This is a genomic window from Gardnerella sp. DNF00550, assembly GCF_049262685.1.
Taxonomy (GTDB): Bacteria; Actinomycetota; Actinomycetes; order Actinomycetales; family Bifidobacteriaceae; genus Bifidobacterium; species Bifidobacterium leopoldii.
This window is the reverse complement of sequence record NZ_CP058397.1, coordinates 369,487-383,939: the sequence shown is the minus strand read 5'-3', so window position 1 is coordinate 383,939 and position 14,453 is coordinate 369,487. Positions and strand designations below refer to the sequence as shown.

The 14,453-nt window shown below is 44.4% G+C and carries 12 protein-coding genes; 1 reads left to right on the top strand and 11 read right to left on the bottom strand.

From position 1 onward, the window contains the following. Nucleotides 1-12: 12 nt before the first annotated feature. From HXT29_RS01300 to HXT29_RS01255, 10 genes are all read right to left on the bottom strand, one after another. Entirely contained in the window at nt 13-2,469 is a 2,457-nt protein-coding gene (locus tag HXT29_RS01300) for a primosomal protein N' (protein WP_117009020.1), read from the bottom strand. A gap of 72 nt (nt 2,470-2,541) precedes the next feature. Next, a complete protein-coding gene (metK, locus tag HXT29_RS01295; RefSeq protein WP_004106381.1) occupies nt 2,542-3,759 on the bottom strand; it encodes a methionine adenosyltransferase in 1,218 nt (405 codons plus the stop codon). A 139-nt stretch (nt 3,760-3,898) separates the two neighbouring features. Beyond that, entirely contained in the window at nt 3,899-4,183 is a 285-nt protein-coding gene (gene rpoZ / locus HXT29_RS01290) for a DNA-directed RNA polymerase subunit omega (protein ID WP_004106383.1), read from the bottom strand. An 82-nt stretch (nt 4,184-4,265) separates the two neighbouring features. Further along, entirely contained in the window at nt 4,266-4,874 is a 609-nt protein-coding gene (gmk, locus tag HXT29_RS01285; protein ID WP_117009017.1) for a guanylate kinase, read from the bottom strand. A gap of 15 nt (nt 4,875-4,889) precedes the next feature. Then, complete coding sequence (gene pyrF / locus HXT29_RS01280) at nt 4,890-5,801, bottom strand: orotidine-5'-phosphate decarboxylase (protein ID WP_004106386.1); 912 nt, start codon at nt 5,799-5,801, stop codon at nt 4,890-4,892. Nucleotides 5,802-5,804: 3 nt separating this feature from the next. After that, nucleotides 5,805-9,200: a carbamoyl-phosphate synthase large subunit gene (gene carB / locus HXT29_RS01275; RefSeq protein WP_004119051.1), complete on the bottom strand. Its 3,396-nt coding sequence runs from the start codon at nt 9,198-9,200 to the stop codon at nt 5,805-5,807. Nucleotides 9,201-9,251: 51 nt separating this feature from the next. Beyond that, nucleotides 9,252-10,463: a glutamine-hydrolyzing carbamoyl-phosphate synthase small subunit gene (carA, locus tag HXT29_RS01270; RefSeq protein WP_064340539.1), complete on the bottom strand. Its 1,212-nt coding sequence runs from the start codon at nt 10,461-10,463 to the stop codon at nt 9,252-9,254. A 288-nt stretch (nt 10,464-10,751) separates the two neighbouring features. Continuing rightward, nucleotides 10,752-11,234 (bottom strand): transcription antitermination factor NusB, encoded by a 483-nt coding sequence (gene nusB, locus HXT29_RS01265; protein ID WP_004106395.1) that lies wholly within the window; start codon nt 11,232-11,234, stop codon nt 10,752-10,754. 188 nt (nt 11,235-11,422) lie between these two features. Beyond that, complete coding sequence (gene efp, locus HXT29_RS01260) at nt 11,423-11,986, bottom strand: elongation factor P (RefSeq protein ID WP_422118405.1); 564 nt, start codon at nt 11,984-11,986, stop codon at nt 11,423-11,425. Between the two features lie 92 nt (nt 11,987-12,078). After that, nucleotides 12,079-13,275 (bottom strand): zinc-ribbon domain-containing protein, encoded by a 1,197-nt coding sequence (locus HXT29_RS01255; protein WP_004106400.1) that lies wholly within the window; start codon nt 13,273-13,275, stop codon nt 12,079-12,081. 117 nt (nt 13,276-13,392) lie between these two features. Between HXT29_RS01255 and HXT29_RS01250 the strand changes: the two genes are divergently transcribed. Continuing rightward, nucleotides 13,393-13,782, top strand: a complete 390-nt coding sequence (locus HXT29_RS01250) for a YccF domain-containing protein (RefSeq protein WP_004106402.1) — start codon at nt 13,393-13,395, stop codon at nt 13,780-13,782. On the opposite strand, the gene pyrE is transcribed toward HXT29_RS01250, so the two are convergent. After that, nucleotides 13,758-14,450 (bottom strand): orotate phosphoribosyltransferase, encoded by a 693-nt coding sequence (gene pyrE, locus HXT29_RS01245; RefSeq protein ID WP_004106403.1) that lies wholly within the window; start codon nt 14,448-14,450, stop codon nt 13,758-13,760. The genes HXT29_RS01250 and pyrE overlap by 25 nt on opposite strands. Nucleotides 14,451-14,453: the final 3 nt, after the last annotated feature.

Below are 14,453 nucleotides of genomic sequence, written 5' to 3'. Positions count from 1 at the left end.
CCTATTAGTAAATTAGTACGCTAATAAATCTTTTGGATCAACACAAAAACGCAACTCTCCTGCAGCACGTGTTGCTACGTGACGAGCTACTTCCTTGTGTAATCGGTTCACTAATTCTTGTCTTAAATAAAGCGGAACTCTTACTACAGCTTTTACACGGTCGTAAATATCGTCAAAATGCTGGTATTTGTCTGTAACAGGCGGATGCATTGGAACAATTCCTAATAATGGAGAAATTGCAGAAAAATCAGCATCTTGACTACTTTCGCATCCAAGATTTTCTTGCATTGCACCAATATTTTCAAGCGCACGCATAACCGCATCACGAGCACCCCATACGCATGCTGCAGTTACGCAAGGCGGCAATATTGCTTGAGCTCTTTCTGAAAACTCATTGCAAGAAAGTTGAGTCGTATCCCACAATGTAAGCGCGCGCGCAAGAACAGGATACGTTTCACCAATAAGAAGTACACTTCCTCCACGCGCTCTAGGAGCACATAAAGCAGAAGCTTTCATCCACGAATTAAGCGTATCTATTCGCGCATCAAGCCCTGAAGCGTACAAACTTACCCACGTATCAAGTATTGCTACAACACCGTATTCTCCATTACAATTTGCGTCTTGCGTTTGTACGCGAGGCTCACATCCAGGAGTTGCAACAACAATTACAGGTTTTTCATCAATGCACTGGATAATTCCGTTCGGTTGGTGTTGTGACGAAATAATAATAGGCACGTTACGAAATAGTTTAGATAATTCTTCTGCAACGCCAACAGCGCCAACTCGTATAACTCGCATATTGCTACTGCCACAATTAGAACAAGACCAATTTATTGCACTAGCACCACACCATGAGCAACGTGCTGTCTGCTGACTATTTGCAACATCAAGAGGCCCGGTGCATCGTCTACAGCGCGCTTGACGTTTGCACGAAGAGCATATAGCCGATTGCGTCACACCATCTTGCTCAATAGAAAGCAGCACAGGCTTACCATCCGAAAGAGCATCGTTAATAGCTCTTACTGCGCTATGCGGTATGCGAGCGCCAATGCTTGGGTCAGCTAATTTTAGTAAAGCTTCACGATTAAGCCAACGAACCCAAGGAACTAACTTTTCGCGAGCAAGTTTACTCGCGCTTACAGGTATACTAGATCCGCTTATTGTTTTAGCAGCTTGAATAGCTTTAACAGTTTTAACAGTTTTAGCAGCCTCAGCAGTTTGAACAGCTTGCTCACCTTGCACACTTTGCGCAGATTGAGTAGTTTGCGCATCTTGCGCATTTGACATATAGCAGTCTACTTCACTTTGACTAAGCGCACTTCTGGAATACGACATTGACACAAATACGCCGCCATGCCTTTTCGCACGAAGCCGCATAACGCCACGCGCTTGAGCATACGGCATCATGCCATCAGCATATTGGTACGCGCAATCTTCAACAATCGCAAATAAAGCATCTCCCTCAACTGGAGCATACATTGCAGCTCTAGTACCAAGAACGCAAGGAACTATTCCGGACGCGATTGCGCGCCAAGCTCTATACCTATCAGCTGGAGGATCCGCAGCACAAAGTCGAGCGACATCGCCATCAAAACTTCCAGCAGAAAAACCACGATGATTCTCACTTACGCGCTTATATGGCTTTAAGCCATAAACCATTAGCGCGCGCATTACATCATTGACTTCTCTTAGCGTCGGCAAAACTACAACAGCCTGCTTACACGCGCTTAAAGCAGTGACAATCATCCACGCTAAATCTTGTGCAAGCCGGCAAGAACCTGGTAAAGCGTCTACAATAAAAGATTGAGAAGAATTATTTTCTGCTTGCTTGACTAATTGATTTTCTGCTTTATTTTCACTAAAACTTGCGTCAATAGATTTTTTGATTAATGCATTGTATAAAATATTTGCATTTTCGTAATCATAAATCATGCGAGAAGTTGTAGCGTAACCTGGGTTTGTATTGTTATCGTTTTGCAAACGCTTCTTAAGATTTTCACGCCACTGTTTTCTGCGTTGCAAGCGTATGTTGTCAAAAACTTCCTCATGCTCAACACGAGCTACGCGTTGAGGCACAGCAAGACGCAAAATATTTGAGCTAGTTCCACCATAAGCTTTAGCTATGGCGTCAATATCGTCTCGCAAAGATTTAGAAAGCAAAACATCTGAAGGAAACACTCGTTCTAAAAATCTTAAAGCAGCATGAGGGGTGTCAGTATGCGAAGAACGAGACCAAATAACTCCAGTGAGTTTTTGGGCTCCAAAACGAACGCGTACAAACGCCCCAGGCTGAGCAGATTCATCTTGATCTTGCGATATCAAGTAATCAAAAGTACGACCTAAATGTGAAGCTTGAACATCGAGCATCACATGCGCAATAGGGCATTCATTAGCAGGCACTAGAGAAACAGCATTGCGCTTACGTCTTGTTTTACGCGCTAAGCCGTCTAGCGAAGGTTGCTCTGCCATAAATAACCCTTAGTTTTACTTGAATTACATCACATAATTACTGTTATTTTACAGCAAAATTTATCAATAAAACTACTTTTTTAGCGCATCTTTCAATTGCTCAATACGATTCGTTTCTTCCCAAGGGAATTTGACATCCATACGACCAAAATGACCATAAGCTGCAGTTGGAGCATAAATTGGCTGAAGCAAGTTAAGCTCGTCAATAATCGCAGCCGGACGCAAATCAAATACTTCGCGCACAGCACGCGCAATATCTGCGCGCGTAATACCGTCAGCTTCAGTTCCGAAAGTTTCTACGTTTACGCTTACAGGATCAGCAATACCAATAGCATAAGCAACTTGAACTTCTGCCTTATGAGCTAAACCAGCTGCCACAATATTTTTTGCAACCCAGCGAGCTGCATAAGCTGCAGAACGGTCAACTTTACTAGGATCCTTACCGGAAAAAGCTCCACCACCATGATGAGCAGCACCACCATAAGTGTCAACAATAATTTTTCGACCAGTTAAGCCCGAATCAGCAGCAGGGCCTCCCAAAACAAAAGAACCAGTAGGGTTTACAAGCATACGGTACGAATCGTGCGCAACTTTTTGAGCAAGAACTTCGTCCAACACAGGCTTAACAACATGCTCAACAAGCTGATCTTGTAACCAGTCTCTAGAAACTTCTGGATCATGCTGAGTAGAAATAAGCACAGTATCCAAACGTTTAGGCGTGCCTTTGGAATCGTACTCAATCGTTACTTGAGTTTTCCCATCCGGACGCAAATGCGCAACAGTGCCATCTTTACGAACTTTAGCAAGCTTTTGAGCTAAACGATGAGCAAGATAAATCGGCAAAGGCATTAAAGTATCTGTTTCGTCGCTAGCGTAACCAAACATAACACCTTGATCGCCTGCACCTTGAGCAGCGTAGCGCTCCTCACGAGAAGATGCACTCTCACAAGAAGCATCCAACCTAGCAACACCTTGATTGATTTCCGCACTTTGCTCAGTTAAAGAAACCATAACACCACAAGAATCAGCATCAAGACCAATTGTGGAGCTCGTGTAGCCAACATTACGAACAACTTGACGTACAATTCCCGGAATATCGCTATAAACTTCACCACGCACTTCACCAAAAACCACGAACTGACCAACGGAAGCACAAACCTCTACAGCAACATGCGCATGAGAATCCTGACGAAGCATATCGTCCAATATAGCGTCAGCAATTTGATCGCATAACTTGTCAGGATGACCTTCAGTTACAGATTCTGCAGAAATTAATTTACGTTCTTCCACATTTCCCCCTTAAGTTCATAGTCGATAAAGGCTAAATATAGGCTAAATAAAGCGAAAAACGCAGCCGTGCATCCGCTTTATTGAGCACGGATGATACGCGACTGCGAATACCCATAAAGACGTTTATTAGCAAGGCTTATTAATTACCTTCGCTTAAGTCGTCCTCACCAAGAGTCTCTTCAAGCAATCCAGCATTAATTTCGCGGAAAGCAATAGCTAAAGGCTTTTCTTGATTTTGATACTCAACTAGTGGGCCAACATTTTGAAGCAAACCTTCATTAAGCTGAGTAAAATAAGCATTAATTTGACGTGCTCGTTTTGCAGCAAATAAGGCAAGCGCATACTGGGAATCCGCATGTTGCATTAAATCATCAATCGGTGGATTCGCAAGACCAGTAGGTGTTGGCTGAGTGCCTAATGCCATAATATTCTCCAAATTCTATGGTGCTACAATAGTTCCAAAAGGCTTATTATATGCTATCGATTGGATATTGCGTAAGTTTTAACTATAAGTCGTATTCGCTTGCAATAACATTCCACAGTTCATCTGCAGCACGCTCAGCATTATCATTCACAATAACAACATCGAACTCTTTAGCTGCAGCAATCTCAACTTTAGCAGTTTCCAAACGTTTTGCTTGCTGCTCAGAAGTTTCAGTACCACGACCAATAAGACGACGCTTAAGCTCTTCAAAGCTCGGAGGCGCAATGAACACGTACACAACTTCTAATCCAAGACGAGCAGCCTCTTGTTTTACGCGCCTAGCTCCTTGCAAATCTATTTCCAGCAAAGTAGGAATATCTTGCGTAAGATGATCCAAAACAGGCTGAAGAAGGGTACCATAATGAGCCATGCCATGAACTAGCGCGGTTTCCAAGAATTCGCCATTACGCTTACGACGCTCAAATTCTTCTTCATCCAAGAACCAATAGTGAATACCATTAAATTCACCAGGTCTAGGCGCACGAGTGGTAGCAGAAACAGATAGCCAAATATGAGGATGCTTCTCACGAAGTATGCCTTCTACTGTGCCTTTACCAGCCGCAGTAGGACCCGTTAATACGATTAATCGACGTCTAGACTGCGAAACTGCAGCCTCATCCGTGGCACCCATTTGCTTACCCCTCGTTTACACACATTCGCCTGAATCAACAAGAGCCTGACGAATATCCAATGCTATGCGTTCAGTTGCAGCCGAAAGTTCACCAATATTTGGACCATGCGACGCAATCGAACGCGAAACAGTTACCAATACATTACCATGTGTACCAGCAAAAACACGCTTTAAATCGTCAGCTTCTGCACCTTGCCACCCGTAACCAGGAGAAAGAATTGGACCAGTAAAACTGGTTACGTCAATTCCACCACCGTTCATCCAGTCGCCAATAGTAGCTCCAACAATTAAACCAACAGAACCCATTCCTTTAGTTTTATTGTTAAAACTTTGAGCTGTTTGAGCAATTCCGTGAGCTACAGTAGTTCCGCGGTAAGTTCCGCTCTGCCTAATAGCAGTTTGCAAACTTGCGCCTTCGCGATTAGAAGTTAGAGACGCAATAAAAACACCGCGACCGTTATTAAGAGCTTCGTTAATTAAGCCGCCCATAGAACGTGCGCCATAATAGGGAAGCAAAGTAATAGCATCAGCAAGAAGCGGAGCTCCAGGCTTAAAATATGCGTCTGCAAGCGCAGAAATAGTAGTAGACAATCCTCCATGACCGCAGTCAACGATAGTAATAATATCCATTTGACGAGCGGCATACAGCACACGCTCAAGTGCTGCGAAACCCTTAGAACCGTAGCGCTCAAACATGCTGGATTGGAATTTAACTGCCGCTGCCCTACCATTCATAGCTTGCAGCATTCGCATAGAAAAAAGTTCAGCTCCAAGAGCATCCATGTTGTATCCCCAATTAAGCAGCATTTTGCGATGAGGATCGATTCCAACACACAATGGTCCATATTTTGCCATAGCGTTCTTCAAACGCAAACCAAAATCGGATCGTTGCGCCTGCACTTCTTGATCACGAATGCTCTCGGTCATGTATTAAGCCCGACTTTCTTGACTTTCTGCCTGTTCAATTGCAAACAGCTGCTGAGCATGTTCTTGTATACTCATCACCTGATAATCGTTGTTCTTAACAGCTTCAATAGCCATTAATACTGGTGCAAATTCGGTAATAGTAGTGAATTGTGGAAGATCAGCTGCTACAGCTGCCGCACGAATGGCATAACCATCAGTGCGCGATCCCCTTGAATTCGGCGTATTTAATACCATGTCAATCTTACCATTTTCGATAAGCTCTACAACATTCTTACCGATTCTTTCGTTCGCTTTCTCACTATTTGGCATATCCTTCGCCGTGTCGCCCTGACTAGAAAGCTTATCGACAATAACAGAATCAATGCCATAACGACGAAGCACAGAAGCTGTACCTTCAGTAGCCCAAATCGTAAAACCAAGCTCCACTAATCGCACTGCAAGAAGTGGAAGTTGTCGCTTATCTGCATCACTTACGGACACAAACACGTTGCCGCTGGTAGGCAAACCGCCCTTGTATGCTGCAAGCTGGCTCTTAGCAAAAGCGTGAGGGAAGTCGCGATCAAAACCCATAACTTCGCCAGTAGAGCGCATTTCTGGTCCAAGCAAAATATCAACCGTACGACCAACAGGAGTGCGGAAACGCTTGAACGGCAACACAGAAGCTTTAATAGCAACCTGCTGACCTGGGTGAATATCTCCGCCATCGCCTTGCGGGAGAAGAAGTCCACGCTTGCGCTGCTGTGCAATGGTTTCACCAGCCATAATTCGAGCAGCAGCTTTAGCAAGAGCAACGCCAGTAGCTTTAGAAGCAAACGGAACAGTACGAGACGCTCGAGGATTTGCTTCAATTACATACAAAGTGTTTGCCATAAAAGCGTACTGTACATTGATAAGACCGCGAACTGAGCAGCCGCGAGCAATCGAAAGCGTACCCTCGCGAAGGCGTCGAATTTGATCGTCCGAAAGCGTGCTTGGAGGAAGAGTACAAGCAGCGTCACCAGAGTGCACACCAGCTTCCTCAACATGCTCCATAATGCCGCCAATATAAAGCTCGTTACCGTCGTAAAGCGCGTCAACATCGATTTCAATAGCGTCCTGAAGGAACTTATCGATCAAAAGTGGCGAAGGCAATCTGCCAGAAACAACCGTGTCTGCTCGAGCCTCATCCAATGCGCGATCAACATACTTTGCAAGTTGAGCATCGTCATATACAATTTCCATGCCACGACCGCCGAGCACGTAGCTTGGGCGCACAAGAACTGGGTAGCCAATTGCGTGAGCTGCATCTTTTGCTTCCTCAAGACTTAACGCTGTGCCGTATCGAGGAGCGTTCATGCCTTCTTGACGAAGAACTTCGCCGAAAAGCTCACGGTTTTCAGCCAAATCAATAGCCTCAGGAGTCGTTCCCAAAATTGGAACTCCTGCAGCCTTAAGACGAGCGGCAAGCGAAAGTGGCGTTTGACCACCAAGCTGCACAATCACGCCCTTAACAGGTCCAAGCTTCTTTTCTGCTTCGTAAATTTCAAGCACATCTTCGAAAGTAAGAGGCTCAAAGTAAAGGCGATCAGACATGTCGTAATCTGTAGAAACTGTTTCAGGATTGCAATTGACCATAATGGTGTCGTAATCCTTGCCCAATTCCTGAACAGCGTGAACACATGTGTAATCAAACTCAATACCCTGACCGATTCTGTTTGGACCAGAACCAAGGATAATCACAGCTTCGCGATCACGCTTCTTCAACTCGCTTTCGTCAGCGTAGCAAGAATAGTAGTACGGAGTTGCTGCGTCGAACTCAGCTGCGCAAGTGTCAACAGTCTTGTAAACAGGGCGCAAACCGTAAGCCCAACGAAGCTCACGAACCATGTTTTCGCCTTCGTCGCCAAGATTACGCAAATGCGCAATTTGAACGTCCGAAAGACCAGCGAGCTTAGCGCGCTTCAAAACTTTAGGAGTTAAGGTTTCAGCTTCACGAACTGCGAGCGCAGTCTCGTTAATTTGAGCCAGCTGCTCTACAAACCAAGGGTCGATTTTTGTTGCTGCAAAAATCTGCTCCGGCGTTGCCCCACCCCAAAGCGCGCGCTGAATTTGCAAGTAGCGATGCTCGGTTGGAGTATGCATTTCTTCAAGAAGCTTATTAACTTCTTCCTTGCTCGGGCGCTCACCATCCCAGCTAAAGCATGAGTGACGCTTGTCGATTGAGCGCATTGCTTTTCCAAGGGATTCCTGGAAGTTTCCAGCCAAAGCCATTGCTTCGCCGACAGACTTCATGGAAGTTGTAAGCGTGGTATCTGCTCCTGGGAACTTTTCGAAAGCAAAACGCGGAATCTTTGTTACAACGTAGTCGATTGTTGGCTCGAAGCTTGCAGGAGTTGAACGAGTAATATCGTTTTGAATTTCGTCCAAAGTGTAGCCGAGAGCAAGTTTCGTTGCGATTTTTGCGATTGGGAAGCCGGTTGCTTTAGATGCGAGCGCGGAAGAACGGGACACGCGCGGGTTCATTTCGATGACGATAATGCGACCAGTTTGAGGGTTGATTGCAAACTGAATATTGCAACCGCCAGTATCGACGCCAACGCCTCGAATAATAGCAATACCGATATCGCGCATCTTCTGATACTCGCGGTCTGTAAGCGTAAAGCAAGGAGCAACTGTAATCGAGTCGCCAGTGTGCACGCCTACAGGATCGACGTTTTCGATTGGGCAAACAACTACGACGTTATCTTTTGCGTCGCGCATAAGTTCAAGCTCAAACTCTTTCCAGCCTTCAATGCCTTCTTCAATAAGCACTTCGTTTGTTGGAGAATAGTGAATGCCAGCTCCTGCAATGCGGTGAAGCTCTTCTTCGTTATGAGCAATACCAGAGCCCAAGCCGCCCATTGTGAAGCTTGGACGTACTACTACCGGGTATCCTAAAGTTTCAACAATTTTGTCTACTTCTTCGATTGAGTGAGCAATAAAGGATTTTGCTGACTCAGCTCCGGCTTTTTCAACGACTTTTTTGAAAAGCTCTCGGTCTTCTCCGCGGTCGATTGCTTCCAAAGAAGCACCAATAAGCTCAACGTTATATTTTTCTAGGATTCCTGCACGACCCAAATCCATTGCAGCATTAAGCGCAGTTTGACCACCAAGCGTTGGAAGAAGCGCATCCGGACGCTCCTTCGCAATAATTCGCTCCAAAATCGAAGTGTCAATTGGCTCAATATATGTTGCGTCCGCAAGCTCCGGGTCGGTCATAATAGTAGCCGGGTTAGAGTTGACCAAAATTACGCGAATACCTTCTTCGCGAAGAACTCGGCAAGCCTGCGTTCCGGAATAATCAAATTCTGCAGCCTGACCAATAACAATCGGACCGGAACCAATTACCATAACCGACTTAATATCAGTACGTTTTGGCATAGTAAACTTCTCTTTCCGTAAATCTTAAAATCTTACTTGCTTTTTCGAGTATTACTTGCTTTTTCGAGCGTTTTCGCGCATCAATTGCACAAAACGGTCAAATAGATAGGAAGCGTCGTGCGGTCCTGCTGCAGCTTCCGGATGATATTGCACCGAGAACGCTGGAATATCAAGGCATTGCAAGCCTTCTACAACGTTGTCGTTCAAGTCAATATGCGAAACTAGCACGCGACCAAAGTGTCCGTTTTCGTAAGGAGATTGCACAGGACCGTCAAGAGGTGCGTCCACAGCAAAGCCGTGATTGTGAGCCGTAACTTCCACTTTTCCGGTTGTAACGTCTTTTACAGGCTGATTAATACCGCGGTGACCAAACTTCAACTTGTAAGTTCCAAAGCCGAGCGCGCGACCAAGTAACTGGTTTCCAAAGCAGATACCAAAGAACGGGTAACCTGCATCCAAAACTTTGCGCAAAAGCTCAACTTCGCGATTTGCTTGGCTAGGGTCTCCAGGACCATTCGAGAAGAATACGCCGTCTGCGTTAAGCGCTTGCAGCGATTCGAAGCTTATTGAGGAGCTTACAACGTGCACGCGGCAGCCGCGCTCAGCCAAACGGTGAGGAGTCATAGATTTAATACCAAAGTCGACTGCTACAACAGTGTAAAGTGGATCTTTTCCTTCAAAATCACCGCAAGGCTCAATCGTGTACGTTTCTTTAGTACTGACTTCATCCGTTAAACGCAAGCCCTGCATTTGAGGAGTTTGCTTAATTTCGTCAACGAAAGAAGCGACGGTGCGAAAAGCCCCGGTTGACGGATCAACCAGGGCCTTATTAGAAAAAATGCCGGCACGCATAACGCCTACCGAGCGTAAATGACGTACCAGCTTTCGAGTATCAATACCACTAATGCCAACGATACCTTGCTTTTGTAAATCGTCTTCCAAGGAACCTTCAGCTCGCCAATTGCTAACTACTGGGCTTGGCTTCTTAACTACGTAACCAGCAACCCAAATGTGGGCAGATTCTGGATCTTCGTGATTTATTCCCGTATTACCTATGTGTGGGAATGTTTGAACTACGATTTGTTGATCATAACTTGGATCAGTTAATGTTTCTTGATAACCAGTCATGCCCGTGGAGAACACAATCTCAGCGCGCGTAGAACCTTGCGCACCAAAAGGCTTACCAACGTAAACCTGACCATCCTCCAACACCAATACTGCATCATCACTGCCGAATCCGGCAAAGGTGTCGCTGTAATCCACCTTAACCCCCTTATGGCTTTAGGATATTCGTGGTAAGTCTACTCAGGTTGGCGGACGGGCGACGCGCCGGCGCGACGACCTGCTTGAGCGCAGCATTGCGCGCGCGAAAGCAACTCGGAGCGGAAACTCGCTCAGGTTGGAAGTCCGGTGGACTTCCAACGCGAGTTTCGTAAGCGAGCGCGTAATCCGCGCGAGCGACTACTGCACGCGTGTCCCAAAACTATCAACTAGAGACACTAACGCAGTAAGCATTCTGCGCGAGGGTCTCAAAACATGCAAAATGAGACGTTACTCAGCAGCAGCTTCTTCCGTAGACTCTTCCGTAGCAGCGTCTTCAGGAGAAGATTCGCCATTAAACTTTGCCAAGCAAGCGTCTTTATCTGCCATAATCGCGCTTAGTAAGCCGTGAATAAACGCAATAGCTTCGTCATCGCTATACATTTTTGCGAGCGCAATCGCCTCGTCAATAGCAACTTTATCTGGAATCTCATCATTAAGAAGCATTTCCCAAACTGCAATGCGCAAAATATTGCGATCGATAACAGCCATTCTGCCAACTTTCCAGCCAGTCGAATAGCGGTTTAGCGTCTTGTCAATTCTGTTACGTCGCTCTCCTACGCCTCGAACAATCTCAATAGCGTACTCTGGGAGCGGAGTTTGAGCGCCAGGCTCCTTAACTCGCTCCTCAAGCAAAGAAAGAATATGCTGATTCTTCTCATCCGCCTCATACAGCGTATTCAAAGCCCTTTTACGAGCGGTAGAACGTGCCATCGTAACGCCCTTCTGTGTAACGTATAAAAATTACTTAATAAAGTTGTATCAAAAATTACGCGACCCAGCAACGAATAATCGCCACCGGGTCACTCTATAAAAATTATTGAGAAATAAATAGCTAATTTAATTAGATAACTAATTATTTTAATTAGATAACTAATTATTTTAATTAGATAATTAATTCTTTAGTTTTCACGACCAAGGTAAGAGCCGTCACGAGTGTCGACCTTCACCTTTTCGCCTTCACCCACGAAGAGTGGAACCTGGATTTCAGCACCGGTTTCCACAGTTGCAGGCTTAGTACCAGCGTTAGAACGATTGCCTTGCAAGCCTGGCTCAGTGTGAGTAATAGTCAAAATCACGGAAGCTGGAAGCTCAACGCTCAAAGGAGTGCCATCATGGAAGCTTACGATGCAGTCGGTGCCTTCAAACAAATACTTGCTCTGCTCGCCAACCAAAACCTTAGGAATATAAACCTGGTCGTAAGTGGTCATATCCATAAAGACGAAGTTGTCGCCATCTTCGTATGAATATTGCAACGTGCGGTTATCAACGGTCTCGAACTCCATCTTCATGCCGGCATTAAAAGTCTTGTCGACAATCTTGCCCGAGAGCACGTTCTTAATGGTGGTACGCACAAAAGCAGGACCCTTGCCTGGCTTCACGTGCTGGAACTTAACGACGGTCCAAAGCTGACCATCAAGGTTCAAAACCGATCCATTCTTAATATCATTGGTAGTCTGTGCCACGAGTTACCCGTTTCTTTCGCTAATAGGCTGCAAATTAAGCAGCTAAGAAATAAACCTTGCTTATTATGCCACAAAGCGTCAACTTAATATATTTAGAGATTATTTTTCAACAAATTCAACAGTTTTGAAACAAATTCAGCAACGTCATCTTTATCTGCACTTTTTGTTAAAACAGACACTCCGATCCTATTCTTGCCCTTCTTAAGAATCAAGAAATAGTTATAAACATTCTTAATTCCTTGACCACGATGAGCCATAACCTCTATGCCGTCTGGAACGTTCACGCCATCAGCAGAAATATCGTAACCCGTCGCATTGGCAATAGTCGAATTTTGCATAGCTTTTGAAAGCATCATCGCAGCATCATGAGAAGAAGTAAGATTTTCGTGACCATCGTTCGATGCATCAACATCACCATATTTGCGAGTAAAAGATGTATTTGCATAGCCATTATCTGACAGCCATTGATCTAATCCGTCTATGCCACCTTGATCATCTAAAAGCTCATTAGCGGAGTCATTACTCATTGCCTTAATAACATCTTCACACTTATCTTCATAATCATGCTGTGGATTATCCTTAGTATAAAGAACAACAGGGAAATAAAAACCTACAGCAGGGAATGTTTTACGAGAATTAGAAGACTCATACAATATGCCCTTCTTGCCAGAAATCGCTACAGATACGCTATTATTTGAAGCAAAATTGCTTACTAATTTATTGATTTTTTTGGTATTGAGCTTTTCACTCGCGCCAATAGCGTTATCCTTATCGCTGCTAGTATCACTATCTTCATCGTCTGAATCTAAATCATCATTGGTTAGAACATGCTGCTTAGATTTATTATTCTTTGATTTTGATGATTGTAATTCAGTTTTATTATTTGATTGAGCTGTTCGCGCACTATTTACATACCACCATGCACCAGCACCTATAACCAAAACACAAGCAATAATAGCGGTTATTAAAGTAATAATTACTTTCTTCTTGCGCTTATCATCCTCTGAATGAGAATAATTAGCCGGAGCTTCGCCTTGTACGTAAGGTGAATTATTCATAGAAGGCTGTTCACTCGAAGAACCCATAATAGGAGAACCTAAAACGTTTAGATTATCCGATAAAGCTTCCTGCGCAGGAAATACAGTAGTAGGCGCTTCGTTAGTAGGCAATTCGTATTGTTGACTTTGGATTGACGGCTCGACTGTTGACGTAACTTCTAAAAGCGCTCCGCAAGTATTGCAAAACTTGCTATTATCATCATTTTTATTACCACATTGCGTGCAGAACATATTCTTCCTTTAAACAAATGCATCTATTGCAACGCATTATTTTACAACCCGCTTACAATAAATCACTTATCAAAAATCATACTTCATTAAAACTGAAAAAACTTATATACTACTTTTATGAAACTTCTTGGCAATATTGTGTGGCTGATATTCGGCGGTCTTTTCATTGCTGCAAGCTGGTTATTTATAAGTTTCCTCCTTTGCATAACCGTTATTGGCATACCATTCGGTATTCAAGCATTCAAAATGGCAAAGCTCACGCTCACGCCATTTGGAAAACATGTTATTTACCAAGGCGGCACTAGCACAATTTGGAACATACTATGGATTGTATTTTTCATTGGGCCAATGCTTGCATTAGGCTATATCGTTTCAGGATTCATTTGCTGCTGCACAATTGTTGGCATCCCATTTGGCATACAATCTTTCAAAATGGCAAAACTTGCGTTGTGGCCGTTTGGTTCCGAAATTGTAGAGGATAATTACGCACCATACGTACGCAAGTAATCTGCAGCACGCGAAGCTAATTCCTCATCCATAACTGGCTTACCGTCAGCATTAACTAAGCGCTTTGCTGCAGCGAAAATTTCGCGCACGTTTGCAATTGGCAAAACTGGGAAGCCAAACTCCTGCTCTACTGCTTTTACTGCAGAAAGCTCGCTGTCTTTCGTGCGTTCCATTCTGTCTACTGCCAAAATCAAGCCAACAACTTGCACATTTGCTTCCGCTTTAAGCTTTGGCAAAGTTTCGCGAACTGCAGTTCCAGCAGTCATCACGTCGTCAACTAACAGAACTTTCATGCCGTCTTTTAACGGTTTTCCAACCATAATTCCGCCGTCGCCATGATCCTTTCGCTCTTTGCGATCGAAAGTAAAACCAACAGGCATATTGTGATTATTCGTCAAAGCCATTGCCGTAGAAACTGCCAACGGAATACCCTTATAAGCAGGGCCGAAAACAGTGTCGATATCTTGCGGAAGTTTGCCATCTTCGATTGCTGCAACAACGCGCTCAGCGTAGTATGCGCCTAGATTTGCGATTTTCATGCCGTCGTCAAAAGCACCAGCGTTAATAAAATAAGGTGATTGACGACCAGATTTCAGCGTAAAGTCACCAAATTTAAGCGCACCTGAATCAAGCAAAAACTTTGTAAAACGTTCGTCTAATTCTGCCATAAT

Bases quoted from the DNA above. Each gene is read 5' to 3' on its own strand.
- HXT29_RS01255 (WP_004106400.1), bottom strand. From the start codon at position 13,275: ATGTTCTGCACGCAATGTGGTAATAAAAATGATGATAATAGCAAGTTT.
- pyrF (WP_004106386.1), bottom strand. From the start codon at position 5,801: ATGACCGAGAGCATTCGTGATCAAGAAGTGCAGGCGCAACGATCCGAT.
- rpoZ (WP_004106383.1), bottom strand. From the start codon at position 4,183: ATGGCATTAGGCACTCAGCCAACACCTACTGGTCTTGCGAATCCACCG.
- pyrE (WP_004106403.1), bottom strand. From the start codon at position 14,450: ATGGCAGAATTAGACGAACGTTTTACAAAGTTTTTGCTTGATTCAGGT.
- nusB (WP_004106395.1), bottom strand. From the start codon at position 11,234: ATGGCACGTTCTACCGCTCGTAAAAGGGCTTTGAATACGCTGTATGAG.
- HXT29_RS01300 (WP_117009020.1), bottom strand. From the start codon at position 2,469: ATGGCAGAGCAACCTTCGCTAGACGGCTTAGCGCGTAAAACAAGACGT.
- HXT29_RS01250 (WP_004106402.1), top strand. From the start codon at position 13,393: ATGAAACTTCTTGGCAATATTGTGTGGCTGATATTCGGCGGTCTTTTC.
- gmk (WP_117009017.1), bottom strand. From the start codon at position 4,874: ATGGGTGCCACGGATGAGGCTGCAGTTTCGCAGTCTAGACGTCGATTA.
- carB (WP_004119051.1), bottom strand. From the start codon at position 9,200: ATGCCAAAACGTACTGATATTAAGTCGGTTATGGTAATTGGTTCCGGT.